This is a genomic window from Paraburkholderia terricola (assembly GCF_003330825.1).
Lineage (GTDB): Bacteria > Pseudomonadota > Gammaproteobacteria > Burkholderiales > Burkholderiaceae > Paraburkholderia > Paraburkholderia terricola.
Genome location: NZ_CP024942.1, coordinates 1235753 through 1262460, shown reverse-complemented (window position 1 = coordinate 1262460; position 26708 = coordinate 1235753). Strand labels below are relative to the sequence as shown.

Here is a 26708-nt window from a genome sequence, read left to right as displayed (position 1 = left end):
GGATCGCCGGTCGATTCGCACTGAAGCGCGCGCCGCCGCCCCTGTCGAGCGGCGAGCGGGCGCTTACAACACACCTCAGTTCAAGCCGAAATCCACCCGCGTCGTCGCGCCCTTGTCCTTGATGCCCTCGGCGTTCAGCTTCGGCGCGACGATAAACACACGACTGCTGTCGATCTTGCCCTCCAGATACTGCTGCACGCTTTGCGCACGCTGCTGCGCGAGCTGGCGCAAGCTGGCCTCGTCGATCGGTGCGTTGGCGGCGAGCGCGTTCTTCATGTCGTCGTCCGGCAGGCTCCTGGTCAGGCCGACAAAGTTGCGCGGCTTCTTGAAGTCCGCCGACTTGTAGGCTTTGGTCAGATACTTGTCGTATTCCTGCGGATCGACGGTCATGGTCGAGACATCGACACTCTCGCCGTTGCCCACCACATCCTTGATCTTCTGCTGCCTGACGAGGCGATCGACATAGCGCATCCGCAAGGCGGGCTCGTCGATGGCCGGGTCGACCCGGCCGATCACGTCCATCCGGATCGACGACTTGTCGGCGAGCACCTTCACGATCGTGTCCAGCTTCTTGCTGTCGGCGTCCGAGAGCTTCGCCGAGCCCGGCTCGAACTCGACGTAACCCAATTCCTCGCCGTTGCCGCCGAAGGCATTGGCGATCAGCGAGAACGGCGACGTTACCGCCTTCTGCAACAGGTTGAGCACCGCGTGCCAGATCAGGCCGCCAATGCTGAACTCGGGATTCGACAACGAACCGGACACGGGCAGATTCACGTCGATTTCGCCGCGCGAATTTTTCAGCAGCGAGATGGCGAGACGCACCGGCAGTTTGGTCGCCGTATCGTTTTCGACGTGATCGCCGAACGTTAGCTGATCGATGAACAGGTGATTGTTCGCGTTCAACTGGTCGTTCTCGAGCGTGTAATGCAGGTCGACGTTCAGCTTGCCCTTGGTGATCGGATAACCGGCGTATTTCGCCGAATACGGCGTGAGGTTGGTCAGCTCGATATCGTGCGCGCTGGCGGTCAGGTCGAGCGACGGCTTCGCAACCAGCGGATTGACCGTGCCGCGAATCGACAGCGGACCGTTGGCCGCCAGTTTCGCGGCGATGTCCACCGGCGCGGGCGTGGTCGATTGCGTGCCGAACGCGCCCACCGTGCCCTGAATGCCGACCAGGTTGGCCGTGAAATTCGGCTTGACGAAGTTGTCCGTGTACGTCACGCGGCCCTGCTGCAACACCAGTTGGCCGAAGTGCAGCTTCACCGGGCTTTGCGGCGGCGCGGCGGCCGTGACGGTCGCCGTCGCCACCGGCACGATCGCGGGCGTGGCCGCCGAAGCCGGGACCGGCGCGGACGCCGCCGCCACGGCCGACGACGCTTGCGGCGTCAACGGCACCGGATCGGCGCCGCTGCCGTCGCGCGTGAGCGATTGGGCGGCGCCACCTTCATGGGCGACCACCTGATTGAGGTTGAGCTTGCCTTGCGCGTCGAGCAGCACGCGCCCGTAGAACCTGGTGAACGTGACACGGCCCGCGTCCACCACGGTGCCGCGCTCGTCGTAGTCGGCTTTCAGATTGGACAGCGCGAGCGAGCCCCAGCCGGCGAACCGGTCGGAAGTCGCCTTGTCGAGCATTCGCACGTCGACCAGCGCCATGTCGCCGTGGTAGCTCGCCTTCAACGTCTTCGCCTGAGTCACCGCGAGTTCGCCGTTTGCATTGAGCAGCGCGCTCGCGATCACCGCATTCAACTGACTGCCGAAATACGGTTCGAAGGCCGCGGCGTCGAGCCGGTTCGCGTTCACCTTGACGGCCAGCTTGAGCGGCGTGGCCGTGACGTTGCCCGTCAAGCCGAGCGTGCCTTTCTTGTTGAGTGTTGCCTGGAGCTCGATTGGCAGCGCACGGCTGAGGTCGTCGCTGATCTGCCGCACCTTGAGTTGCAGCGGCGCGATGTTCAGCTTGACCGGCTGCGGCGTGGTGTTGTCGGTGAAATTGGCCGTGGCGTCCTTCAGGCTCAACTCGCCGATCTTGTAACGCCATACGGGCGCTTCCGCCTGCGCTTTCGTGACCGCGTGCGTCGCCGTGCGCCGCTGCTCCGTTTCATGCGGACCAGCGAGCGAAGCCAGGTCGATGCTGCCGTCTTTCAGCCGCGCCGCGTTGACCAAGAGGCCGGTCGTGTCGACGCCCGTGATGTCGGCCGTGCGTGCCGCCACGTCCACCTGCTTGACCGTCACGCGGCCTTGCGCGAGCGAGATGACCGGCTCCTTGCTGCCGCGCGCCGCCAGCTTCAGCGATTGCAGATCCAGTTGCGTATCCGCGACCATCACGGCCACCGGCGATCTGGACCAGTTCGCGCCGACATTCGCGCTGGCGGAGAGCGCGCCGTCCAGCACTTGCGTGGCAGTCGCGGTGTCGAGATACGGTTGCAGCAGCGGCAATTTCAATGACTTCAGGTCGAGCTTGGCGCTGGCCGTTTGAGCGACGAGGCCGAACGCGCCCGCCGCGCCGAGCGAGCCGCCATCGCCCTTGAAGTCCGTGTTCAGCGTGTAATGCGCGGGCGCGGTGGCGAGCGTCGAAAAATCGGTCAGCGTGACGGCCAGCTTTTGCAGGCCGAGGTCGACAGGCCGCGAGCCGGCTTCGTCGTGGACGTTCACTACGCCGTCGTTGAGCGCGAAGCGTTTGATCGACAGATCCAGCGGCGGGGCGGCCTTTGCACCGACCGTTAGCGTGGCGCTGGCGCCTGATGCCGCGGCCGGCGCGCTAGCGGCGGGCTTCGCCGCAGTCGCGTCGGATGCGGATGCAGCCGCGCTTCCCGAAGCCGCCGGCGTCGGCGCGAACATCCGCTCCACACTCAGCACACCGTTTTTGTCGCGCGCCAGATTGGCGCTCGGCGCGTCGATACGAATATCGTCGAAGTGATAAAGGCTCTTGAGCGGCTCGAGCGTCGCGGCGGCCACATGCACCGTGCGCGCGGCGAAGAACGGCGCCTTGCCCGGGTCCCGCACGTCCACGTCGTTCATATCGACGGTGCCCGCCACGCGCAACGAAGGCGCGTCGTGGGACATCACGAAGTTGAGCTTGAGGTCGGTGGAGAGCTTGCCGGATTGCACGATCACCGGCAGCCTGGCCGGCGCGTACGACATGAGCCGCGGCACATCGAGCCCGTCGAAACGCAGCGACACTTCCGACTCGCGCGACGCCGCGAACGGCTTGGTCTTGCCGTCGATGGCAAGCGGACTGCCGTCGATGCGCGCGCGCAGCAGCGGTTCGACGAAGATATCGGTTTTCGAAGGCAGCGTGGCGATGAACGGAATGCCGAGCTTCCACTGATCGATCACGTGGGTCGCGCCGAGCAGCTTGTCGTCGAACGTGATCTGGCCGTTTTCCAGACGAATGTTCGACACCGAGAAGAGCGTCGGCTTGCTATCGGGCGCGCTCGGCTGGCTCGCGAACTTCTCGATCAGGTCGGTGAAATTGAAGCGTTGCGCGTCGTAGCGCACGATATGAAAGCGCGGCGAATCGAGTTGCACTTCATCGACGATCGGCGCGGCGCGAAACAGCGAACTCCACGACGCCCGCACGACGAGCCGCGCGATATCCACGAAATCGCCCGCGCCGCCGCGCTCGCCGATATGCACGCGGTCGGCTTCGAGCGTGAGCGTGTAGGGATTGAGCGCGATGCGGCCGATGCTGGCCGGCCGGTCGAGTTGTTTGCTGAGCTGTTGTTCGGCGATATGGCGAATCAGCGGCGGCGCCGCGAAAAAACCCAACAGGCCGAACGCTACGAGGAAAATCAGCAGACCCATGATAACGCGCCGAGTGCGGCGTGACTGCGCGACCTCGCGCACGGTCTGAATGGAAGAGGCTAGTGACGCTTTATTGAGGCTTGCCATGCTCGGTCTTGGGTAATGCGGCGGCAAGCCCGCCGCGAAACGAAAATCCCGCAAGCGGCAGTATAAGTCTGGAACCTCGCACGAGACAGCAATGTAAAGCGTGCTTACACAATGCTCCACGCGACAGCGCCGCATGTGCGTCGCGCCACAGCGGCGGACATGCGGCGCTTCATACCCCGCTCATGCGTTGCTGTCACATCGCTGCCGCATGGCAGCGATGCATGCCGCTGAAGGAGTCGACTGAAGCGGTCTACTGACGCACGACGGCCGGCGGTTGCCAACTGCCGTCGGTGGCTTCCGGCCTGGGTGCGTACAGACGCAGCACCAGTTGCAGATCCGCGCGCGGCGCGGGCAGCCAGTTGCCGCTCTTGCCGCGCGTGGACGACACGATCACGTCGAGCGAACCGTCGCGATTGCGGCGCGCGCCATTGCGGTCGCCGACCGCGAGACGCGCCGGCGCGCTTTCGCCCAACGCGCCATCCTTCGTATAGGCGGTGATCGACCAGAAGCCGCGCACCGGCGGCAACTGGTTCGGCGCGAAGTGAATCACGTAGCGGTTCGCGCCGTTGAGCGCATGGCCGTCGCTGTCCTGGGTGACGACCGCGCGCACTTCGTCGTCCTTCGTGCCGATGCCCGGTTGCGTGGCGGCGGCATAAGCGCGCAGCGCGTAATCGGGACCGTAGTTGCCCACGCCGTCGCCGAACCAGTTCCAGCCGTTGCCGGTCAGCAGATTGGACGGCTGCGTGACGACGCGCTCGTGACCATCGGCGAGACCGGCCGCGACGGCCTCGGGCGCGTTCGGCAGCTTCACGGGCTCGCCTGGCGTCACGCCCAGGTCCGAAAGGAATTTCAGTGCATGCGGGTCGGCCGGCGTCGGCGGATTGTCCGGCAAGGCCTGCGCGAGCCGGTTGAAGAAACCGTTGGCGTCGAGCGCGGCGACCTGCGCGGCCGGCGTGCCGGAGGCGCCCACTGCGGCATCGGCGGCACTCACGCGTGGCGCAGCGATCGACACCGAGCGCGTGTCGCCTGCATAGACGCTCAGCGGCGCGACGCGAATGGCGCGCTGCAGCTTGCGCACCGCCGTCAGGTCGCGCGTGCCGTTCGACTGAATGCGCACGCTCACCCACGCGTTGCGGGTCGGCACGTCGACGCGCTTCACGCCCTTGGGCAAGTCGCCCTGCCAGCCGGGGCTCACGAACGCAATCGTTTGCGCCTTGATGCCCGCGGCGCGGGTGGCGAACTGCGAACTGGTCGACCAGACGACGTTGGTCCACATGTCGAGCACGCGGGCGTCGACGTAACGGCCGCGCGAGTCGGGCAATGACACGATCACCGGCTCGCTGCCCACGTCCAGCCAACCAGTCGAATCCAGCGTATCGAGGCTCGGCTGCAACGGATACGCCGCGCCGATCGGCGGCAATGCCTGGGCGTGGCGCAACGTATTGAGCGGCGCCTGGCCCGGATCGGTGCCGACCGCCGCGTCGCGTGCGACGCCCATCAGCACCAGCGGATAGCCGAACACATAAGAATCGGCGACTTCGTCCTTGATCCAGCCAGTATTTTTTTGCGTCGCGGACGGGGTGGACGCGCACCCCGCCAGAAGTGCGAGGCCCGCGAGCGATGCGCAGGTCCAGTGAAGCGTAAACAGTTCTCGGCGATTTTTTATCATTCGTTCAGGTGGCGGAACGTGCTGCCCTAAGGGAGACGTCGGTACGCAGCGAATCTGTCCGCGTGGTCTCGCAAGACCCAGCGCAGCCAGTCCGCGGTGGCGATGCCGACAACATCGGGGTTGTATCGTATCCTTGTCCGCCAGGCAAGCGCAAAGGTCGCAATAGCGGTTGTAACGAGCGAACAACGTGCATTTGCGGTGCGGTTGACGATTTTTGTCAGCCCGCCCGGCGCGCGCCGCCGAGATTCTTTTTCGTTCACCGCTGCCTCGGTCCACCCATGATTCCTCCTTGACCTTGCCATCATAGGAAGGTTAATACTGGGTTCAGAACGCGGCCTCATGCCGCCACGAGCCTTCCACCATGACTGAACTTGCCAACCCACAGCGCTCCGCCGAGGCTGCCGCCACGCCCGCCCGCACCGCCGAACTCGACATCGGCGGCATGACCTGCGCCTCGTGTGCGATGCGCGTCGAAAAGGCGCTGGCCAAAGTGCCGGGTGTCGTGCGCGCGTCGGTGAATCTCGCCACTGAAAGAGCCCGCATCGACAGCGACGCCACCGTCGAACTCGAAACGCTCGCGAACGCCGTGCGCAAGGCGGGCTACGAAGCCACGCCGTCAGCACGCGCCGACGACGCGGCGTCCGTCCAAACGCCGCAAACCGCGGAGCTGACGATCGGCGGCATGACCTGCGCGTCGTGCGCGATGCGCGTCGAAAAAGCGTTGGCGAAGGTGCCGGGCGTCGCTAGCGCGTCGGTGAATCTCGCGACCGAAACGGCAACCGTCAATCTGAGCGACGCGGCCACCGAAGCGGAGGCGCTGATCGCCGCCGTCACGAAAGCGGGCTACGAAGCGTCCTTGATCGCGCCGCCGGACACAGCACCGGCCGAGGACAACGCCGGCAGCGCCCTCCCCGCCGACCGCAAACGCGAGCAGACTCGCCGCGAACTCGCGGCCGTGCTCGCGTCCGCCGTGCTGACGCTGCCGCTCGCCGCGCCGATGATCGGCGAATGGTTCGGCGTTCACGTCATGCTTGCGCCGTGGCTGCAATTCGGCCTCGCCTCGATCGTGCAGTTCGTGTTCGGCGCGCGCTTCTATCGCGCGGCCTATCGCGCCGTGCGGGCCGGCGCGGGCAACATGGATTTGCTGGTGGCGCTCGGCACGTCGGCGGCTTATGGCATCAGCGTCTACGAACTGGCGACCCATCCGGGCGACATGATGCATCTGTACTTCGAGGCTTCGGCGGTGGTCATCACGCTGGTGCGCTTCGGCAAGTGGCTCGAGGCGCGCGCCAAGCGCCAGACCACCGACGCCATCCGCGCGCTCAACGCGCTGCGCCCGGATCGCGCGCGCATCCGCGTCGGCGCGGATGAACGCGACGTGCCGCTCGCGCAGGTGCGCGTCGGCACGGTAGTGATCGTGCGGCCCGGCGAGCGCGTGCCGGTCGACGGCGCGGTGCTCGAAGGCCGCACCCACATCGACGAATCGCTGATCACCGGCGAAAGCCTGCCGGTGCCGAAGCAGGCGGCCGATCCGGTCACGGCCGGCTCGATCAACGGCGAAGGCGCGATTGCCGTGACGACCACCGCGATCGGCGCGGAAACGACGCTCGCGCGAATCATCCGGCTCGTGGAAAGCGCGCAGGCCGACAAGGCGCCGATCCAGCGGCTGGTCGACCGGGTCAGCGAAATCTTCGTGCCGGCGATTCTGGCGATCGCGGCATTCACGCTGGCGGGCTGGCTGATCGCCGGCGCGGGCGGCGAAACCGCGATCCTGAACGCAGTTGCCGTGCTGGTGATCGCGTGCCCGTGCGCGCTCGGGCTCGCGACGCCGGCCGCGATCATGGCCGGCACCGGCGTGGCGGCGAAGCACGGCGTGCTGATCAAGGACGCCGAGGCGCTGGAAACCGCGCATCGCGTGAATATCGTCGCGTTCGACAAGACCGGCACGTTGACGCTCGGCCAACCGTCGGTGACGGCGTTCGAACCGATCGGCGGCATGGGCCGCGACGAGGCGCTCGCGCTCGCCGCCGCGGTGCAACGGCACAGCGATCATCCGTTGGCGCGGGCCGTGGTGAAGGCGTATGAAGCGGCGATGTCGGCGTCGGCTGAGGAGCCGTCGACGAGCGACGAGGCTGCCGCCTCCGACTCCGCCGCCGTCGCGGCACCCGCGTTGGCTATGGCGCTCGCCGCCAGCGCCGCACGCGCGGTCCCGGGCCGCGGCGTCGAAGCGGACATCGACGGCCACACGCTGGCGCTTGGCAGCACACGCTGGCTCAACGAACTGGGCATCGCGTCGCAGCCGGAACTCGCCGCACGCGCCAAACAACTCGAAGCCGACGGCAACACCGTCTCCTGGCTGATGCGGCGCGATTCGCAAGCGCCCGCCGCGCTCGCGCTGATCGCTTTCGGCGACACCGTCAAACCGACCGCGCGCGCCGCCGTCGAACGTCTCGCGCGGATGGGCATCAGGAGCGTGCTCGTCACCGGCGACAACCACGGCAGCGCGGCAAGCGTCGCGAGAGCGCTCGGCATCGACGAGTTCCACGCCGAGGTATTGCCCGACGACAAAGCCCGCGTGATTCGCGACCTGAAAATCAACAGCGCCGGCATCGTCGCGATGGCCGGCGACGGCATCAACGACGCGCCCGCGCTCGCCGCCGCCGACATCGGCATTGCGATGGCGACCGGCACCGACGTCGCGATGCACGCGGCCGGCATCACGCTGATGCGCGGCGACCCGGCGCTGGTGGCCGACGCCATCGACATCTCGCGCAAGACCTGGCGCAAGATCCAGCAGAACCTGTTCTGGGCTTTCGTCTACAACCTGATCGGCATTCCGCTCGCCGCCTTCGGTTTGCTGAACCCGATGCTGGCGGGCGCGGCAATGGCGTTTTCGAGCGTGAGCGTGGTCACCAACGCGCTGCTGCTGCGCGGCTGGCGCGGCGCACCGGGCCGCTGAAGCGAGCAAGCGCGGAACATCTCGTAAGCGATGTTCCGCAATGACCCGACGCTTTCGATTAGCTAAAGAAAACGGGCGGTGCGGTCGTAAACAAGACACCGATGCCGGATATGCCTACGCATGGTCCGCGCAGCGCTTCTCTTCCCTTACTCCGCAACCGCCCATGGAACTTCTCTCATTGCGCCGCGCCAGCGTCGGCGCCCGGCTCGCCGTGCTCTCCTGCGTGCTGGTGGCGTTGATTTTCGCCGCCTTCGCGCTGGCGCTCACGCGCACCGCCGGCAAGCAGGTCAGCGATCAGGTGCTCGAACGCATTGCCGATAAGGACCGCTCCATCGCGGCGATGATCACGCTGTTCGACAAGGCGCTATCGACCGAAGTCGATCGCTCGACGTCGCTGTTCGCGAGCTTCCTGCCTCCCACCTATACGCTCGACGAAACGCAGAAGATCGACGTCAACGGCGTCGCCGCTCCCACCATGAAGGCCGGCGACAAAGTTCTGAACATGGACTTCACGATCCCCGACCAGTTTCTGGAACGCAGCGGCGCGATCGCCACCGTGTTCGCACGCAGCGGCGACGACTTCGTGCGCGTGACCACATCGCTGAAGAAACAGGACGGCTCACGCGCGATCGGCACGCTGCTCGACCGCAAGGGACCGGCGTATGCGCTGGTCGTCGCGAACAAGTCCTATACGGGACTCGCCGCGCTCTTCGGCAAACGCTACATCACGCAATATCGCCCCGTCACCGATGCAAGCGGCCGCGTGATCGGCGCGCTGTTCGTCGGCGTGGAGGTGGACAAGGAAATCCAGTCGGTCGAGGAAGGCATTCGCAAGCTGAAGATCGGCGACAGCGGTTATTACTTCGTGCTCAACGCGTCGAAAGGCGCGGATCGCGGCAAGCTGATCGTTCATCCGGCCGCCGCCGGCCAGAACGCGGACAACGCGAACGCGCCGTATCAGCAGATGCTCGACATGAAGGAAGGCCGGCTCGAATACAGCTCGGCCGACGCGACGCTCGGCGAGAGCGGCGCGCGCGACAAGTTCGTGTCGTTCGTCACCGTGCCGGAATGGCAATGGCTGGTGGGCGGCGTCGCGCCGCGCGACGAGGTGATGGCCGACGTCACCGCCACCCGCAATCAGTTCCTGCTGATCGGCTTCGCGCTGGTCGGCGTGTTCGCCGTGGTGTTCCTGTTCGCGGTGCGCCGCCTCGTGAGCCGTCCGCTCGATGAAGCCGCCAAGGCGTCCGAGCGTTTCGCGGCGGGCGATCTGAGCGTGCGCGTGGCGCAAGCCGGCAACGCGCGCGCCGATGAGATCGGCCGCCTGATGCAGTCGATCGACGGCATCGGCGAAGGTCTTGCGCGCATCGTCTCGCAGGTGCGCAACGCGTCGGCCGACATGTCGCACGGCACCGAAAAGATCGCCACCGGCAGCGGCAACATCGCCGCGCGCATCGCCACGCAGGCAAGCAGCCTGGAGGAAACGGCGGCCAGCATGGAGCAGATCACGTCGACGGTGCAGCAGAACGCCGACCACGCCGTGCAAGCCAACACGCTCGTCACGCGCGCCGCCGATGCCGCGCTCGAAGGCGGCCGCGCCGTCGAACGCGTGGTCTCGACGATGGGTGAAATCAGCCGCTCGTCGCAGAAGATATCGGAGATCACCAGCGTGATCGAAGGCATCGCGTTCCAGACCAATATCCTCGCCTTGAACGCCGCGGTGGAAGCGGCGCGCGCCGGCGAACACGGCAGGGGCTTCGCGGTGGTGGCCTCGGAAGTGCGCGCGCTCGCGCAGCGCAGCGCGGCTTCGGTGAAGGAGATCGAGAGTTTGATCGCGGCCTCCACGGCGACCGTCGACAGCGGTTTTCGCATCGCCGAGGAAGCCAGCGCCACGATGCAAGGCATCGTTCAACAGGTCGGCCAGGTGCGCGCGATCATGGGCGAGATCAGCGTGGCGTCGCGCGAGCAATCGGGCGGCATCGAACAGGTCAATCTCGCCGTCACGCAGATCGGCGAGGCGACCCAGCAGAATGCGACGATCGTCGGCGAAGCGGAACTCGCCGCGGCCGAGTTGCGCGAGCAGGCCGCGCGTCTCGCGCAGGTGGTGAGCGTGTTCAAGCTGGGAAGCGGGCGCGATTGAACCCTGCCGAAGCGACGGCGCGTTGCTTCTCACGCGCCGTTATCGTCGCCCGTTTTCGCTGTCGCCGTGCCTCAGAACTCGACGTCCAGTTCGTCGATCTCTTCCACTTCCTGCTGCGCGTCGACGATCCACTGCCGCATTTCGGGCAGCGCCATGATGCGTTGCCCGTATTCGACGATCTCAGGGTCGAGCTTCACGTCGTAGGTGACGAAGCGCGTCACCACCGGCGCGTACATCGCATCCGCCGCGGTGCGCTCGCCGAACAGAAACGGACCGCCGTACTCCTTCAGGCACTCGCCCCAGATCGCCACGATCCGGTCGATATCCGATTGCGCGCGCGCCCATACCTTGAAGCCCGGAAAATGCGCCTTGAGGTTCATCGGCAACGCCGAGCGCAACGAAGCGAAACCCGAGTGCATCTCGCCGCAGATCGAGCGGCAATGCGCTCGCGCGCGAATGTCTTTCGGCAACAGCGCCGCTTCGGGTTTCAGTTCGTTCAGATATTCGGCGATCGCCAGCGTGTCCCAGACCTTGATGCCGTCGTGCACGAGACACGGCACGAGGATCGACGGCGACAGCAGCAGCAGTTCGGCGCGTGCCACAGGGTCGTCGATCGGCGTCACGATCTCTTCGAACGGCAAGCCACTGAATTTCGTCAGCAACCAGCCGCGCAGCGACCATGACGAATAGTTCTTGCTGCTGATGGTGAGCGTCGTTTTCGTCATACGTTTCTCCTCCGATGAGGCGTTCGTCGACGCCGGGCGATGCCATGCACGCTGCCGTGCGCGGGCGCACCAAAGCGCGGCAATCCGGGCGCGCTCGTTTAAGGCGCGCAAATGCTATGCCAACGCGGGGCACCGCCGCCCGTGCGCGCCTATCATTGGCACATGACTTGCCTATATTCGTGCTCTTTTTCCTCTTACGCATTCGTGCGAAGGTTATGAACCTGTTCGCATACCCTACTTACCAGGCTTTCGCCGACATGATGCTGCCGATTCGGCACGGCGCGGCACTGGTGAATCATTCGCTCAACGCGTGGCCCGCGTTCGGCGAAACCTCGCGTGGCCGCTCCCTCGGCGCGGCCTGCGATCTGTTGACGCTGGCGGGCCTTACGCCCGTGCGGCCGCCCTTCGGCATCGACAGCGTGGTGGCGGAAGGCAAGCCCGTTGCGATCGTCGAGGAGATCGCGGCGCACACGCCGTTCTGCTCGCTGCTGCATTTCCGCAAGGACACTACGCTCTCCTCACCCCAACCGCGCGTGCTGGTGATTGCGCCGATGTCAGGCCACTTTGCCACGCTGTTGCGTGGCACTGTGCGCACCATGCTGGCCGAGCACGATGTGTACGTCACCGATTGGCACAACCCGCGCGACGTGCCGTTGAGTCAGGGGCGTTTCGGCTTCGACGAATTCGTGCAGCACGTGATCGACTTCACCGAAACGATCGGCCCCGGCGCGCACCTTTTGGCGGTGTGCCAGCCGACGGTCGCCGCATTGGCCGCGGTCGCGCTGATGGCCGACGACGATCACCCCGCGCAGCCCGCCAGCATGACGCTGATGGCCGGCCCGATCGATACCCGCATCAACCCGACGCGCGTCAACGATCTGGCCAAAAGCAAACCGATCGAATGGTTCGAGCAGAACCTGATCAGCGCGGTGCCGTTCGGTTTCGCGGGCGCTCACCGGCGCGTGTACCCGGGCTTCGTGCAACTGAGCGCGTTCATGTCGATGAATCTCGGCCGCCACCTCGAGTCGTTCGAAACCATGCACTACGAGCGCGCCAAGGGCGATCCCGGGAAAGCCGACACTATCCGCACGTTCTATGAAGAATACTTCGCGACGATGGACCTGACCGCCGATTTCTATCTGGAAACCGTCGATACCGTTTTTCAGCGGCACGCCCTGCCGTTGAATGAACTCGAAGTGCAAGGGCGCCTGGTCGATCCCTCAAGGATTCGCCGCACGGCATTGCTCACCGTGGAGGGCGAAAAGGACGACATTTGCGCGGTCGGCCAAACGCTCGCCGCGCAGGACATGTGCGATAAATTGCGGCCGTATCTGAAGACGCATCATGTGCAAACCGGCGTGGGGCACTACGGTGTATTCAACGGACGCCGCTGGGAGCGGCAGATTTATCCGCGCGTGCGGGCCGTGATTTACGACAACGAACCGCGCGCGGTCCTCGTGAGTTCGCGGGCGCGCACGATCGCGCCGGTGCATATCACCGCTGCCGCCGAGGTCAATCGAGCAGCGCCGGCCGCGACGGCGGTGGTCGAGGTCGAAGTGGAAGGCGCGCTGGGTTCGGCGCCGAACGGCGCGGACAACGGCGCCGGCTCCCGTGCCGCCGCGAAGCCCCAGGCGTCGCAGGCATCGCGCCCGATACGCAGACGGCCTCCCGCCACGCCATGAGTGTTTAACGGGCGGCGGCTCGCTTCACGCTCGCATCAGGTGATGCGGAGCCGCGCTCGATCCGCGCCTCGTTTTGCCCCCGTTTCCGCTCATGCCTCGACGCTTTTCCACGGCGTCACCGCCGGCACGTCGCACGGACCTTCCACTTCGAGCGACTTGAAATCGGCCGGCGAAACGATCTCGAGGTACTCCATATCCTCTGAGTAATCGAACAGATAATGGACGATGCCCGGCGCCTGATGCACGCAGTCGCCAGCGGCGACGAGCGTCTCCTTGTCGCCGTACATGAAGCGCGCCCAGCCCTTCAACATGATCACGATGTGGAAATCGGCCTCATGCCGGTGCCAGCCGGTGCCTTGCTCTGGTGCGTGATTCGCCTTCACGAGTTGCGCGAGCACCTTGCCGTCGGTCGCTTGCGCGATGCCCAAGTCGCGGTAAAGAAAAAAATCGCGTAAGCCCTGATCCACGTAGGACGTATCTTGCGGACGGACATGACTGAATTGCGTGGCGAATTCGGTGGACATGATCGCGCTCCTGGACAGTGAGCCGGCGGTTGAAAACGACGCGTTGGAGCGTCGGTGGCAAGCATCAAGCGGGCCAGTCGTTGCGCTTCGATCTTGCGCGAGACGTGCGATGGGTGTCGCGCCGCATTGCGCGGCACGATGCGCTTGCAACGCGGCAGTGTCTATGCGCTCGGGCGGAACATCTGGAACATGTCGCCGATGGCCGCGTAGTCGGCGCGGTAACCCGCGCGCATGATCGGCTGCGCGGCGTGGGTATCGAACAGGCCGTCTTTCAGATACGCCTCGTCGATGTGCACGCCGACCACCTGGCCGAGCGACAGGTAGTTGTCCATCGGCTTACCGTCGAGGGTATGCAGGCGCACCACTTGCAGCAGCTTGCATTCGAGCGCGGCCGGCGCTTCGGCGACGTGCGGCACGCCGACGTTGCAGCCCGCGGCGGGCGTCAGCCCCGCGAGTGCGAATTCGTCGACATGCGGCGGCACGGGCGCTGAAGAGCGGTTCATCTGTTCAGCGAGCGGCCTGCTGGCGAGATTCCAGACGAACTCGCCGGTTGCCTCGATGTTGGCGATGCTGTCCTTGCGACCTTCGCTGCAAAAACCGATGATCGGCGGAGAACTGGCGAACGCGCCGAAGAAACTGTAGGGCGCGAGATTCAGCGTGCCATCCGTGTCGCGCGAGGAAATCCAGCCGATCAGGCGCGGGGCGACGATCGCCTTGAACGGATCGTGCGGGAGGCCGTGACCGGCAGCGGGGTCGTAGAAGTAATGGGACATGGGTTGGCGTTGGAGTGCGTTTTTGTTGGCGGACGGGCGAGCGGTCTTTATACCGCAGACTCGCTCCAACTGCCGGCGCGCGCGATTCGTCGCCGCGGCTAATCAAGTCCGATCACACCAGCGCTTCCTGCACGTGCCTCGGCAACACCACTCTGAATGACGAGCCTTTGCCGATTTCCGTTTGCACGTCGATCCGGCCGCCCTGCTTTTTGACAACGCCGTATGAGATCGACAGACCCAGCCCGGTTCCGCCGCCAACGGGCTTGGTCGTAAAGAAGGGATCGAAGATCCTGCCGCGGTGCTCGGGCTTGATGCCGCTTCCGGTATCTTCCACTTCCACCCACACGTGCTGTTCATCGTGACCTGTTCGCACGGTGATGCACCCATGCCCCTCGATCGCCTGGGCCGCGTTGACGAGCAGATTCATGAACACCTGGCCCAGTTGCGACGGAATACATTCCACTTGCGGAATGGCGCCGTACTCCTTCTTCACTTCCGCCTTGTGCTTGAGTTCGTTCCAGACGATATCGAGCGTCGTATCGAGGGTGCTTTCGAGGCAGGCCCACCGCCGCTCCGTCGCCTCCTGCTGCGAGAAATCCCTGAGACCCTGCACGATGCGCTTGACTCGCTGCATGCCGTCGACGGATTCGGTCAGCAGTGTCGCGATGTCGGTTCGCAAGTAGTCGAGATCGAGCTCGCGTTTCAATTCGTGGATCGCCGCGCGCGACGCGGGCGTCATTTCCGATTCGACTTTCTCGTAAGCGGAGAGCGCGGCGAACAGATCGGCCACATACCGTTTGAACGTACCCAGATTTGCGTTGACGAAGCCGACCGGATTGTTGATTTCATGCGCGACGCCTGCTGCAAGCTGCCCGATCGACGCCAGCTTTTCCGATTGCAGCAACTGGCCGTGAGCGTGCGCGAGTTCGTGGATCAGTTCTTCCTGGCGCGCCCTCTCCTCTTGAAGTGCGACGTTGGCCAGTGCAAGCTGCCGGCGGTCCCGCTGAAACTGTTCGACCGCTCGCGCCATCTCGCCGATCTCGTCGCGGCCCTGAACGGGAACCGGCACGTGTTCGCGGCCAACATCGTCAAACCGCAGGTTGCTGCTGACCAGTTCCAGCCGCGAAAGCACATGCTTGCCGAGAAATGCGTGCGCGACGAGCCATGCGAACGCAAGACAGCTCGCGATCATCGCCGTGATCCAGCGCTGATTGTCAGCCGACGTATCGGCCAACCGCTGCACCGCCTCCTGAAAGTCGCGCGTGTAACGGTCCGATTGAAGCTCGGCGGATTCCACCATGACGGCTGCCTGCCGGCGCAGCGCTTCGCTGAACCGGTCGTCGATCTTTTTAGCGCCGGCCTCTGACCCGGCGACTCCCGGCCCGTGATGCGAAGCAGCCGGAATGCGCGCGTCATCCGAACCCAGTTGGCTCTCCCGCAATTGCGCGACGATATTCACGGTATTGCGGAACAACTGGCTCGACTGATGCAGGTCGAGCACGCTGACGTCGTTGTTGGCGGCGGCAAGGCGGCCCGACAGATGATCGAACGCTTCCAGTTGCTTGAGGATATCGGCGTAGCTGGCTCGCGTCGTCTCGACCGACCCGGCCGTTTCCAGTTGCGAGGATTCGCGCTCGATCAGCAGCGTTTGCTGAACCAGTTCGTGCGCGACGTCCATGAGAACGAGCTGATCGTTGGCCAGCAGCCGGGTCGCGCTGGTCGACGCCCGCAGCGCGTACACCGCGGTAATCCCGCAGGTCGCGATGAGCACGGCCAGTACCACCGCGGCCCAGATGAATTGCGAGCGCAGTGATCGTGGCAGCATTGCGGCGCGGACGTCCCGCAAATTCATAGTCGGTTCCTGTGCATTCGCCGCCGGAGGCTATCGCTTCCAGATGCCGCGGTAGATGGTCCGGTAACCGTTGTCCGGGTCATATTGGCCAAGCAATCCGCCGTCGAATTCGATATTGCGCGCCGTCACCAGATGAACCGGCGACACATAGCCGGTGACCTGCTGATGCGCGAGCAGACGGTTTAACTCGTCGACGAGTTGCCAGCCCTGGAGATTGAGCGGCTCGGCGACCGTGCCGGTCTGAAACGTGCCGGCCTGGATGCGCAGGAACGCGGCGGCGCTGCCGTCGCCGGCCGACAGCATGCTGAGGCTTCGGCTCGCGCGCCCGGCGCGCGTGAGTTCGGCAGCCGCATAGTCGAAGTAGATATCGTTGATGGCGAGCGCATACGTCCAGTTCTTTCCGTGTCGAGCGAGCAGCCGGTCCGTGACGGCCGGCATCAGTCCGGCGCTTTTCGAAATGGCGAGATCCTGCACGGCCAATAGCGTGCAATCCTCGCATGCGCGGATTACCTCCAGCATCGCATCTGTCTTGGCCTTGGCGATCTGGAAATTGCTGTCGGTGAAGACCACGATCCCGCCGTGCCCCGCCGATTGCGTGACCGCCGCCATGGCCGTGATGCGCGCCACGTCCAGAGGATTCGTGGAGACGTTCACCGCAACGGGACTGTCCGGCATCACGCCGGCGCGAGAACCGACGTGCCAGCCGACCATCGGAATCTTTTGCGCCGCGAACGGCAAGAGCTGCGGCTTCATCTCACCGGCGTCCACGCCGACGAGTATCACGCCGTCGGGCCGCAGCGCGAGCGCGGCGGCGACCGCGTTGCGCCGGCCCTCCGACGTGCCGCTCGCGTCGTAGACGCGCGTTTTCCAACCGATGACGTCCGCGGCTTCCTTGATGCCTTTCGCCACGCCGAGGATGCCGCCGTTGCGCAAATCCTCGCTGACGATGGCAATGGTCGCGCCGGACACCGCCGCCGGTCCCGACGCCGGTCCGCTCCAGCGCGAACTGCGCTCGGACGCCTTGTCGACCGCATGCTGCATCTGAGCCATGCTCATTGCGGCGCGCGGTTCATTGCCTTCCGGGTTTGGCGACGCGGCCAGCGTGTAGACGGGCTGGATCGAACACCAGCAAAGTGCTAACGCCCCCATTGTTCGTTTGCAACTCGAGAGCATGCTTCCCCCAGATTACGAGGCACGAGGTCGACGTGAAGCGAATACGCGAACACGCCGGGAGTGACTTGTTAACGGCGCGAAGGCTATGCCAGTTGATAGCGGAATCGATAGCGGAAACCCTTACCGATCTTCAACGCGCTTCGGAGCCGGCCCTGACAGGCCGGTTTTTTTATGCCTTATCGCCCAGGGGTGACCCCGATACGGGAAGCGTTCGTGAGGCCGTTATTCCAAGAGAGCGGCAACATGAATCCATTGCTTACTACCGCGGGAAACAGCATTCCGCACCCTGCAAATATAAGGGGCGTTTCGTGACGACCAATCTGTCGGAATCCATCGTCGAACTCGTGAATTGCGGGGTCTTCGCTCTGGACCGCGATCTGCGCATCCTCGCCTGGAACCGCTTCATGCAATCTCATAGCGGCCGTTCCGCCGAGGAGGTGATTGGCCTGGAGCTTCTCGACGTGTTCCCCGAATTGCCGAGAGAGTGGCTGAAGAGAAAAGTCGAGGGCGTTTTCGTGCTGGGCACGCCCGCTTATTCGTCGTGGGAGCATCGCCCGTTTCTGTTTCACTTCGAGCACTCGCGCCCCATTACCGGGCCAATCGACGCGATGCGGCAGAACTGCAGCTTCATTCCGATCGAGAACGCCGAGCGCGAGGTGACGGCGGTGGCGGTCACCATCGTCGATGCGACGGATGTTTGCATTGCATACGGCGAATTGCAGAAGCGCGAACAGACCGTGGCGAATGCATTGGCCGAATTGACCGTGCGCAATAGCCAGCTCACCGAGCTCAATGACGAATTGGCGCATGCGCACCAGCAACTGCTGCAATCGGAAAAACTCGCCGCGATCGGTCAACTCGCGGCAGGCGTTGCCCATGAGATCAACAACCCTGTCGGCTTCGTGCTTTCAAACCTGAACACCCTCGAGGGCTACATCAAGACACTGATCCGCTATGCAGAAGATATGAATCAGCTCGTCGCGCGAACCGCGCCGTCCATCGAGCCCGACTTGCGCGCATTGACCGCAAGCGCCGACCTGGACTATCTGCTGGACGATGCGCCCGCGCTCGTGCAGGAATCCCGGGAAGGTCTCGCCAGAGTTCGCACCATCGTGGTCGATCTGAGGGACTTCTCCCGCATCGACAGCACGCACGTCTGGGAATGGTGCGATCTGCACCGCTGTATCGAGTCGACGCTGAACATCGTGCATAACGAGGTGAAGTATCGCGCCGATCTGGTTCGCGATTACGCCGAGATACCGCTCGTGCGGTGCATCCCCTCGCAGATCAGCCAGGTGGCGTTGAATCTCGTCGTGAACGCGGCGCAGGCGTATGCCGGGAAACAGGATCAGCACAGCGCGGCGCAGGGCAAGATCACGATCCGCACCGGCATCGACGACGCCGATCCGTCACGCATCTGGTTCGAGGTGGCGGACGCGGGGTGCGGCATACCCGCCGAGCACCTGAGCCGCATCTTCGATCCGTTCTTCACCACCAAGCCGGTGGGCCAGGGAACCGGCCTCGGGCTATCGGTCAGCTACGGCATCGTCAATGCGCATCACGGGCAGATTTCCGTGACCAGCACGGTCGGCGCCGGCACGACATTCCGCGTCACGCTACCGGTGGACGCAGCGGAAGAGTCGCCCCAACCCGGCAAGACGGAGCCGGTCGTCGCGCATGCGAGCGCGCCGGATGCCCGAACCCAATCCACGCTGGCTTCAACCGGCAGATAGAGGACCCTATGGCTCTGCCAATACTCGTTGCCGACGATTCGGCGCTCGCCAGGAAATTGCTCATTAAATCCTTGCCCGATGACTGGGAGGTGGACATCACGCAGGCGTCGGACGGCGCCGCGGCACTCGAATCCTATCGGGCCGGCAAAGGCGCCGTGATCTTTCTCGATCTGACGATGCCGCACATGACCGGATTCGAAGTACTCGAGGCAATCCAGCACGAAGGACTCGATGCCTTTGTCATTGTCGTATCGGCGGACATTCAGTCGGGTGCGGTCGAGCGTGCGAAAGCGCTCGGCGCGATCGGCTTTGTCTGCAAACCCGTTTCGCCCGAAGCGATCGGGGCAATCCTGAGGGAGTATGGTCTCCATGAATGAACAGGGTCTTAACGAAGACCAGCGCGATGCTCTGCAGGAGATCTGCAATGTCGGAATGGGAAAGGCAGCCGCCGCGCTGGCAACGCTACTCGGCGCATTCGTCACGTTATCGGTGCCGGGCATCAGGCTGGTGAGCACCGCCCAGTTGCCTGAAGCATTGCGAGGGCATGGCGTCAGTCAGTTGCCGCCTGTGCGCCAGGCTTTCCAGTCGGATATTTCGGGGGAAACCATCGTGCTGTTCGGCGCGGACGGTCAACGCGAACTCCGGCAATTGCTGGACTACGACCTCGAAAACAGCGACGCCGGCAACGAAGCGCTGTGCGACATCGCCAACCTGCTGGTGGGCGCTTGTGTTCAAAGCGTCTTCGAACAACTCGGCAGGCGCATCAGCTTTTCGAGCCCGACGCTACTGCCGGTGACGGAAGGGTCCAACCTTGGCCACTTCGAGAACGGCCGCTGGGGCCTCGCGCTGCTGCTGGAAATTCACTTCACGCTCGAAAAAGGCGGCTTCGGCGCACGCATGGTGATGTTGCTGCCCGACGAAGCCATCCGCGGAATGAAGCATGCGCTCGACCAGTTTCTCAGCTCGATCTAGTGCAATGCCGGCGAACAATCACCAAGGAAATCCATGTCCGAACTTCAGGTAACCGACCAGATGCCCGGCGCGAGCGAATCGCCGGCGGCATCGCAAGAACCCCTCGAAGCGCCGGTCCCCACGCTGTTGCTGGTGGATGACGAGCCAGGGGTCGTCTCATCGCTCAAGCGGCTGTTCCGGCCGCTCAAGTACGAGGTGCTCTCGGCGTACAGCGGCGCCGACGCGCTTCAGTTACTCGAAACGGCGCGCGTGGATGTGATCATCTCCGACATGCGCATGCCGAACATGGACGGCGCCGAATTCCTGTCCCGCTCACGCTCGATCGCGCCCGACGCGATCAGGATTCTGCTGACCGGATATTCGGAGGTGGAGGCCGTGGTGCGCGCGGTGAACGAAGGGCACGTCTATCACTACCTGCACAAGCCGTGGGACGACCAGGACCTGCTGCTGACCATCCAGCGCGCGCTCGAACAACTGCGGCTGCAACGCGAAACCGTGCGCCTGACTGAATTGCTGCAACGGCAGAACGAAAGGCTGGCGAGCTTCAACACGGAACTCGAGCGCGACGTTCATGCGCGGACGGAGGAAATCCGCCAAACGGTCATGTTTCTCGAAGGCGCCCAGCAAGATCTGAAAAGCAATTTTCTAACGATGGTGAAGGTCTGCGCGAACATGGTCGAGATGCGCTGCGGTCTTCCCGGTCATTCCGCGAGAATCGGCGAACTGGCGAAACAACTCGGCGCGTCGATTGGAATGAGCGACTACGCGTGTGGCGAATTGTTGATGGCGGGCCTGTTGCACGGCATCGGCAAGCTCTTTCTTCCCGACGCGTTGCTGAAGACGCCCATCGCGAAGATGCAGCCGCAGGAAGCCAAGCTTTATCACCTGCATCCGCTGCATGGACAAATGGCGCTGAGCCCCGTGTCGCAACTCGCCAATGTGCAGGCGATGATTCGCCATCAATATGAGCGCTTCGACGGACGCGGCGCGCCCGATGGCCTCGCCGGCAGTTCCATTCCGATCGGCGCTCGCATTCTCGCGCTGGCCCGCGACGTGGAAGATTTGCGCATCGGCGCGATTGCGCCGCAAAAGATGACCGACGCGCAAATCGTGTCCACCGTGCGTTCGCAGTCGGGCATTCGCTATGACCCGGCCATCGCCGACAAATACATCGAGCTGGTCACGAGCCACGCCGAACTGTCGCCGGAAGGCGTGCCCGACACGGTCGACGCGTCGCATCTGAAAGAGGGAATGAAGCTCGCGGAAGACCTCCGCACTTCACGCGGCACGCTGCTGATGACGAAAGGCAAGGTGCTTTCCGCGGATCAGATCGCACAGATCCGGCGCTTCGAGATTCATGAGGAAGAGCGCTTCGTCATCCTTGTGGAGCGAAGCCTGGTGGCTACCGCCGCGACGCGGGCGGCGTGACGTGCTGTCCGCTTTCGGCGGGAAACGCGTGTTTGGGCGAGGCCACCGGCCGTCAACGCGGTGGCCCGTCCGTATCGCCCGGCTCGATACGCGGCTGCGCGAGCCGCGGCTCGGGCTCCTTGCCGGCTATCGTCGCCAGAATCAGTTCGGCGATGACCCTGCCGGACGACTCCCCGGTCGGCTGCACGACGGATGTCACCGTGTGTGACGAAGCGACGTCCGGCGGCACGCCGTCATAGACGATCAGCGAGATTTCCGTACCCAGTTGCTTGCCGCTCTCGACGATCGCGCGACACGCGCCGGCGCCCGCGAGGTTGTTGTCCACCACCAATGCCGTCGGCGGCTCGGCAAGTTCGAGCAGCGCTCGCGCCGCTTCATACCCGCCCGTCCGGTTGAACGCACATTCGATCATGAGCGACGCCTCCGGCTGAATGCCGGCCTCTTGCAGCGCGCTGACGAAACCCGCGCGCCGTTGAGCGGCAAAGCTCATCGTCAGCGGCGCACTGAGCAAGCCGATTCGTCGGTGCCCGAATGCGATCAGACGTTGCGCGGCGGCCCGCGCTCCCGCCTCGTTGTCGAAGTCGAACCAGCCATAAGGCGTGGGGCTGTTGGTCCGCCCATAAGCGACGAAGGGAAACTGACGCGCCTGAAGAAACCGGATGCGCGGATCGTCGACGAGCGTGCGCGCCACGATCAGACCGTCGACCAGTTTGCCTTCGACCAGCCGACGGTACGTCTCGAGTTCCGCGTTTGGCCGTGCGGAAACAATGATCAGATCGAGGTCGCTTTCGCCGAGGCGCTCGGTCATGCCGGCCACGACCTCACCCAGACGCGGATCGCCGAGGTCGCCCGTACCGAACGGATAGACCATGCCCACCGCTTCGGCGCGGCCGGTGGCGAGCCGCCGCGCGGTTGGGTCAGGGTGGTAGCCGAGTTCGCGCGCCGCCTCGATTACTCGCAGGCGGGTTGCTTCATTCACGTCGTCATAGCCGTTGAGCGCCCGGCTAACGGTCGTGCGGGAAAGTCCGAGCGAGTCGGACAGCGTCTTTAGATTCACCTTCACGTTTCCACCTTGGCGTTGCTCGGTTTTCCCCTGGGGCGGCCTTGCGTGGCGGGGATTTGGCGCCGGTTGGGCAAGCGTCATGGTACCTCAAAACTTACCAATCCTTTGACAATCCAAACCGGTTTGGACTATGATCCAAACCGGTTTGGGTATGTCGTATCTCCGACGTATTGGAGTCACGGCTGTTCCTTGGGGCCCGCGAGAGACCATTCGTAGTTCCTAAAACAGACGTCCGGCAGGTCCTTGCCCGATGAGCAACACGGGCAAGGTCGGCCGACAAACGTCGTTTCCTATTGCTGTTTCCGGCAATGAGCTTTCCGCAATCCGGCGCCAGCGTCACAGGCGTCTCCGGCATCACCAGGTTCTAAGCAGATATTTCGTACCAACAAGTCAAACGGCAACGCTCCGGCGGTTTCCCACGGCCCTCGTTGCGCACTCTTCCAGGATGTGAACCCGATGAACAGACTTCGATCCCCGCAATTCCCGTCAACTCGCGCCCGCCTGCGCTCGACCGCGGTGTGCGGCACGCTGCTCGCCGCCGCGGCGGCTCCCGCGCTGGCCCAATCGTCCGCGCCGGGCTTCCCCGCGCCGACGCCGCATACGCAGCAGGCCTACGACCCCGAGAGCAGTTTCACGATGCGCTGGACGCGCGCCGATGTCCGGCAAATCAAGGCGCAATCGCACACGGCGACCGCCGCCGACAAGAACTCGCTGCCCGCGGCACTGACCATGCCGGACATTCCGGCGGACTTCCCGCTGATCAACTCGAACGTGTGGGTGTGGGACACATGGCCGCTGTCGGATGTCAAAGCGGACAACCTGAGCTACAAGGGCTGGGAAGTCATTTTCTCGCTGACCGCCGATCCGCACGCGGGCTATTCGTTCGACGATCGCCACGTGCACGCTCGCATCGGCTTCTTCTATCGCCGGGCGGGGATTCCGGCGTCACAGCGCCCGGCGAACGGCGGGTGGACCTACGGCGGACATCTGTTCCCGGACGGCACGAGCGCGAAGGTCTTCGGCACCGCGCCGATGACGCAGAACGCGGAATGGTCGGGCTCCGCGCGGCTGACGAACGGCAACAACCTCAGCCTCTACTACACCGCGCTGTCCTTCAACCGCTCGGCCGAGGGCGGCCAGGACATCACGCCGCCGATCGCGATCATCACGCGCACCGACGGGCACATTCACGCGGACGACACGCACGTCTGGTTCGACGGATTCGACAAGCACGACGCGCTGCTCGAACCGGACGGCAAGCTGTACCAGTCGCGCGAGCAGAACACGTACTACTCGTTCCGCGATCCGTTCGTGTTCACCGATCCGGCGCATCCGGGCAAGACCTTCATGGTGTTCGAAGGCAACACGGGCGGCCCGCGCGGCGCGCGCACCTGCACCGAGGCCGATCTGGGTTATGCGCCCAACGATCCGTACAAGGAGGATCTCAATGCGGTGATGAACTCCGGCGCGACCTACCAGAAGGCGAACGTCGGTCTCGCGGTGGCGACGAACAAGCAGCTCACGGAGTGGAAGTTTCTTCCGCCGCTGCTGTCGGCCAACTGCGTCAACGATCAGACCGAGCGGCCGCAAATCTATATCAAGGACGGCAAGTACTACCTGTTCACGATCAGCCACCGGCCGACCTACGCGGCGGGCGTCGACGGTCCTGACGGCGTGTACGGTTTCGTCGGCAACGGTATCCGCAGCGACTTCCTGCCGTTGAACAAGGGTAGCGGCCTCGTGCTCGGCAACCCGACCGATTTCGACCAGCCGATCGGTGCGCCGTACGCGCTGGACCCGAACCAGAATCCCCGGGCATTCCAGTCGTACTCGCATTACGTGATGCCGGGCGGCCTCGTCGAATCGTTCATCGACGCCGTCGGCCCGCGTCGCGGCGGCACCCTGGCGCCGACCGTGAAGCTGAACATTCACGGCGATTCGACCGACATCGACCGGACTTACGGCAAGGGTGGTCTGGGCGGTTACGGCGACATTTCCGCCACTCGCGCGGCTCCCGGCCAGGGCGGCGCGAACAACGGTCAGTAAGCCGGACGGTTGGATGCAGTGCGAGCGGAAGCTTTCCGCTCGCACTCGACCCGGCGACATTCGAAGCGGGCGAAGAACGGCAGCCATGAAATCCTGGATTCCCGACTTGTCCTCGTACCGGGGCCCGGTCTATCTCGCCGTGGTCGACGAAATCGAAACGGCGATCGGGACCGGCCGTCTCCAACCCGGCGACACCTTGCCTTCGCAACGGATGCTGGCCGACTTCCTCGGCTTGCACGTGAACACGGTCAATCGCGCACTGCGCGAGACCGCGCGCCGCGGCCTGACGATCGGCAGCAGGCGCAAGGGGACCATCATTCTCAGGCTTTCCGCCTGATCGTCGGCCAAGCCGATGAATACTCATTGACTGCACTCGCGGACGTGACGGCATTCGCCGTTCGTTCGCGTGCGTAGATAGGGCAAAGCCATTCCATGTACGACCCGCAACGTCCCTTCGCTTCAAAAATGAGCGCACTGGCGACGTGTCTGCTTGCATCGCTAAACGTTTCGTTCAGCGCGTTCGCGGCGCCGCCCGCCTCGCCGCACACCGCCGATGCCGGCACGCCGCAATGGCGCTCCGCGTTTCACTACACGCCGCAACGAAACTGGATGAACGATCCCAACGGACTCGTCTTCCACAACGGTCTTTATCACCTGTTCTATCAATACAATCCGAACGGGAATTCGTGGGGCAATATGTCATGGGGACATGCCACGAGTTCCGATCTCCTTCATTGGAGCGAGCAACCGGTTGCGATGCACGTCAATGCAACCGAGGAGATCTTTTCCGGTTCCATCGTGGTGGATACACACAACACGTCCGGCTTGGGCCCGGCGAATTCCTCGCCGCTGATCGCGCTTTATACCAGCGTGTATAAGGCCGGCTCGGGACATCGACCAGGCACGCAGGCGCAATCGCTCGCCTACAGTACCGACGACGGCAAGACGTGGCGCAAATACGCGGGCAATCCGGTGCTGACGCTCGATCCCGAATCGCAAAACTTTCGTGACCCGAAGGTGTCGTGGTACGCGCCGGGGGGTTACTGGCTCATGACCACCGTGGTCGCGGACGCGCACGTCGTCAAGATGTACCGCTCGAATAATCTGATCGACTGGGATTTTCTCAGCGACTTCACTCTCCCCGACATTCCTCATCGAGGGGCGCTCTGGGAGATGCCCGATCTGTTCCCCTTGCCCCTCGACGGCGACAGTCGCAAGCAGAAGTGGGTGATGATCGTGAACGTCAACCCGTGGTCGATCGCGGGCGGGTCCGGCGCGATGTATTTCGTCGGCAGCTTCGACGGCAGAACGTTCACGCCGGAAAACGTGGCGCCGGCCGGTTCCGATCCTTCGCGCTTCCAGTGGCTCGATCACGGCGCCGATTACTATGCAGCCGGAACATTCGCGAATGCGCCGGGCGGCGAGGCGGTCACGATCGGCTGGATGAGCAACTGGGACTACGCCGAACGCATACCGACCACGCCGTGGAAAGGCGCAACCGCGCTGCCTCGCGTACTCGCGCTGAAAACGGTCGACGGCGTGCCGCGATTGATATCCGGGCCAGTGGAGCAATACACGCGGTTCGTCAGCACAGGTTCGACCACGCGCATTAACGAACTCAGCGTTTCCTCGCGTGTGGAAGAACTCGCGCCCTCCACACGTGGTGTGGTGCAAAACATCGACGTGACGATCAGTCCGCACTCGGCGCGGCGTGCGGGCCTGGTCGTCAGAGGCTCGGCGAACGGCGAGGTGGGCACGCGGATTGTCTACGACACCGAGCGTCGGACACTGACGCTCGATCGCTCAAAGTCCGGCGAGAGCGGGTTCTCGAATGCGTTCAGCAAAGCGCACATCGTCGACTTGCCGTTAGTGGACGGGAAGCTGCATCTCACCGTGGTGGTCGACAGGGATTCCGTGGAAGTATTCGCGGATCATGGCCGCACTGTCATCACGGATCTCGTCTTTCCGGGCGAGGACGACAACCGCGTTTCGGTTTTCGCCGAAGGCGGCAACGCAACGTTCAGCGATTTGGCGATTACCGACCTCTCCGCTCTCAAGCGCTAACTTAGACAGCGGCCGACAGC

Annotated in this window: 18 protein-coding genes; 10 read left to right on the top strand and 8 right to left on the bottom strand. The window is 64.3% G+C overall.

What is annotated here, in order from left to right:
- Positions 1–75: 75 nt before the first annotated feature.
- Complete coding sequence (locus tag CUJ90_RS24235; protein ID WP_114164085.1) at positions 76–3888, bottom strand: DUF748 domain-containing protein; 3813 nt, start codon at positions 3886–3888, stop codon at positions 76–78.
- A gap of 250 nt (positions 3889–4138) precedes the next feature.
- Positions 4139–5557, bottom strand: coding sequence for a DUF1254 domain-containing protein (locus CUJ90_RS24230; protein WP_114164084.1), 1419 nt, complete (start codon positions 5555–5557; stop codon positions 4139–4141).
- 361 nt (positions 5558–5918) lie between these two features.
- On the opposite strand from CUJ90_RS24230, the gene CUJ90_RS24225 reads away from it, so the two are divergent.
- The gene (locus tag CUJ90_RS24225) at positions 5919–8516 is read left to right on the top strand and encodes a heavy metal translocating P-type ATPase (protein WP_083081793.1); all 2598 of its coding nucleotides are present in this window, start codon (positions 5919–5921) and stop codon (positions 8514–8516) included.
- Positions 8517–8679: 163 nt separating this feature from the next.
- Positions 8680–10653: a methyl-accepting chemotaxis protein gene (locus CUJ90_RS24220; RefSeq protein WP_073431335.1), complete on the top strand. Its 1974-nt coding sequence runs from the start codon at positions 8680–8682 to the stop codon at positions 10651–10653.
- Positions 10654–10724: 71 nt separating this feature from the next.
- Here the strand turns inward: CUJ90_RS24220 and CUJ90_RS24215 are convergent, their stop codons facing one another.
- Complete coding sequence (locus CUJ90_RS24215; protein WP_114164083.1) at positions 10725–11378, bottom strand: glutathione S-transferase family protein; 654 nt, start codon at positions 11376–11378, stop codon at positions 10725–10727.
- Between the two features lie 215 nt (positions 11379–11593).
- On the opposite strand from CUJ90_RS24215, the gene CUJ90_RS24210 reads away from it, so the two are divergent.
- Entirely contained in the window at positions 11594–13060 is a 1467-nt protein-coding gene (locus CUJ90_RS24210) for a polyhydroxyalkanoate depolymerase (RefSeq protein WP_083081796.1), read from the top strand.
- Between the two features lie 89 nt (positions 13061–13149).
- Here CUJ90_RS24210 and CUJ90_RS24205 read toward each other — a convergent pair whose 3' ends face one another.
- The 4 genes from CUJ90_RS24205 to CUJ90_RS24190 all read right to left on the bottom strand — a co-directional run bounded on the left by CUJ90_RS24205 (position 13150) and on the right by CUJ90_RS24190 (position 17358).
- Entirely contained in the window at positions 13150–13584 is a 435-nt protein-coding gene (locus tag CUJ90_RS24205; RefSeq protein WP_073431332.1) for a cupin domain-containing protein, read from the bottom strand.
- Positions 13585–13745: 161 nt separating this feature from the next.
- Positions 13746–14357: a flavin reductase family protein gene (locus tag CUJ90_RS24200; RefSeq protein ID WP_073431331.1), complete on the bottom strand. Its 612-nt coding sequence runs from the start codon at positions 14355–14357 to the stop codon at positions 13746–13748.
- Between the two features lie 112 nt (positions 14358–14469).
- Positions 14470–16209 carry an ATP-binding protein gene (locus tag CUJ90_RS24195; protein ID WP_083081798.1) on the bottom strand — a complete coding sequence of 580 codons (1740 nt, stop codon included), beginning with the start codon at positions 16207–16209 and terminating at the stop codon, positions 14470–14472.
- Positions 16210–16239: 30 nt separating this feature from the next.
- Positions 16240–17358 carry a substrate-binding domain-containing protein gene (locus CUJ90_RS24190; protein WP_083081800.1) on the bottom strand — a complete coding sequence of 373 codons (1119 nt, stop codon included), beginning with the start codon at positions 17356–17358 and terminating at the stop codon, positions 16240–16242.
- Positions 17359–17690: 332 nt separating this feature from the next.
- Here CUJ90_RS24190 and CUJ90_RS24185 point away from each other — a divergent pair, with 332 nt between their 5' ends.
- From CUJ90_RS24185 to nosR, 4 genes are read left to right on the top strand one after another with little or no spacing between them, the layout of a single operon-like run.
- Positions 17691–19115 carry an ATP-binding protein gene (locus tag CUJ90_RS24185; protein ID WP_073431329.1) on the top strand — a complete coding sequence of 475 codons (1425 nt, stop codon included), beginning with the start codon at positions 17691–17693 and terminating at the stop codon, positions 19113–19115.
- An 8-nt stretch (positions 19116–19123) separates the two neighbouring features.
- Complete coding sequence (locus CUJ90_RS24180; RefSeq protein ID WP_073431328.1) at positions 19124–19492, top strand: response regulator; 369 nt, start codon at positions 19124–19126, stop codon at positions 19490–19492.
- Positions 19485–20087, top strand: coding sequence for a chemotaxis protein CheC (locus CUJ90_RS24175; protein ID WP_073431327.1), 603 nt, complete (start codon positions 19485–19487; stop codon positions 20085–20087). Before CUJ90_RS24180 ends, CUJ90_RS24175 begins: the two co-directional genes overlap by 8 nt.
- Before the next feature lie 33 nt (positions 20088–20120).
- Positions 20121–21515, top strand: a complete 1395-nt coding sequence (nosR, locus tag CUJ90_RS24170) for a response regulator c-di-GMP phosphodiesterase, NosR family (protein WP_073431326.1) — start codon at positions 20121–20123, stop codon at positions 21513–21515.
- Positions 21516–21567: 52 nt separating this feature from the next.
- Here the strand turns inward: nosR and CUJ90_RS24165 are convergent, their stop codons facing one another.
- Positions 21568–22578: a substrate-binding domain-containing protein gene (locus tag CUJ90_RS24165; RefSeq protein ID WP_073431325.1), complete on the bottom strand. Its 1011-nt coding sequence runs from the start codon at positions 22576–22578 to the stop codon at positions 21568–21570.
- A gap of 456 nt (positions 22579–23034) precedes the next feature.
- On the opposite strand from CUJ90_RS24165, the gene CUJ90_RS24160 reads away from it, so the two are divergent.
- The 3 genes from CUJ90_RS24160 to CUJ90_RS24150 all read left to right on the top strand — a co-directional run bounded on the left by CUJ90_RS24160 (position 23035) and on the right by CUJ90_RS24150 (position 26688).
- Positions 23035–24624 (top strand): glycoside hydrolase family 68 protein, encoded by a 1590-nt coding sequence (locus CUJ90_RS24160; RefSeq protein WP_244220112.1) that lies wholly within the window; start codon positions 23035–23037, stop codon positions 24622–24624.
- Between the two features lie 85 nt (positions 24625–24709).
- The gene (locus CUJ90_RS24155; RefSeq protein ID WP_073431324.1) at positions 24710–24961 is read left to right on the top strand and encodes a GntR family transcriptional regulator; all 252 of its coding nucleotides are present in this window, start codon (positions 24710–24712) and stop codon (positions 24959–24961) included.
- Positions 24962–25056: 95 nt separating this feature from the next.
- Positions 25057–26688 (top strand): glycoside hydrolase family 32 protein, encoded by a 1632-nt coding sequence (locus CUJ90_RS24150; RefSeq protein WP_083081802.1) that lies wholly within the window; start codon positions 25057–25059, stop codon positions 26686–26688.
- Positions 26689–26708 lie beyond the last annotated feature (20 nt).

Bases quoted from the DNA above. Each gene is read 5' to 3' on its own strand.
- nosR (WP_073431326.1), top strand. From the start codon at position 20,121: ATGTCCGAACTTCAGGTAACCGACCAGATGCCCGGCGCGAGCGAATCG.
- CUJ90_RS24190 (WP_083081800.1), bottom strand. From the start codon at position 17,358: ATGGGGGCGTTAGCACTTTGCTGGTGTTCGATCCAGCCCGTCTACACG.
- CUJ90_RS24225 (WP_083081793.1), top strand. From the start codon at position 5,919: ATGACTGAACTTGCCAACCCACAGCGCTCCGCCGAGGCTGCCGCCACG.
- CUJ90_RS24150 (WP_083081802.1), top strand. From the start codon at position 25,057: ATGTACGACCCGCAACGTCCCTTCGCTTCAAAAATGAGCGCACTGGCG.
- CUJ90_RS24210 (WP_083081796.1), top strand. From the start codon at position 11,594: ATGAACCTGTTCGCATACCCTACTTACCAGGCTTTCGCCGACATGATG.
- CUJ90_RS24160 (WP_244220112.1), top strand. From the start codon at position 23,035: ATGAACAGACTTCGATCCCCGCAATTCCCGTCAACTCGCGCCCGCCTG.
- CUJ90_RS24155 (WP_073431324.1), top strand. From the start codon at position 24,710: ATGAAATCCTGGATTCCCGACTTGTCCTCGTACCGGGGCCCGGTCTAT.
- CUJ90_RS24180 (WP_073431328.1), top strand. From the start codon at position 19,124: ATGGCTCTGCCAATACTCGTTGCCGACGATTCGGCGCTCGCCAGGAAA.
- CUJ90_RS24195 (WP_083081798.1), bottom strand. From the start codon at position 16,209: ATGAATTTGCGGGACGTCCGCGCCGCAATGCTGCCACGATCACTGCGC.
- CUJ90_RS24200 (WP_073431331.1), bottom strand. From the start codon at position 14,357: ATGTCCCATTACTTCTACGACCCCGCTGCCGGTCACGGCCTCCCGCAC.
- CUJ90_RS24235 (WP_114164085.1), bottom strand. From the start codon at position 3,888: ATGGCAAGCCTCAATAAAGCGTCACTAGCCTCTTCCATTCAGACCGTG.
- CUJ90_RS24220 (WP_073431335.1), top strand. From the start codon at position 8,680: ATGGAACTTCTCTCATTGCGCCGCGCCAGCGTCGGCGCCCGGCTCGCC.
- CUJ90_RS24215 (WP_114164083.1), bottom strand. From the start codon at position 11,378: ATGACGAAAACGACGCTCACCATCAGCAGCAAGAACTATTCGTCATGG.
- CUJ90_RS24175 (WP_073431327.1), top strand. From the start codon at position 19,485: ATGAATGAACAGGGTCTTAACGAAGACCAGCGCGATGCTCTGCAGGAG.
- CUJ90_RS24205 (WP_073431332.1), bottom strand. From the start codon at position 13,584: ATGTCCACCGAATTCGCCACGCAATTCAGTCATGTCCGTCCGCAAGAT.
- CUJ90_RS24230 (WP_114164084.1), bottom strand. From the start codon at position 5,557: ATGATAAAAAATCGCCGAGAACTGTTTACGCTTCACTGGACCTGCGCA.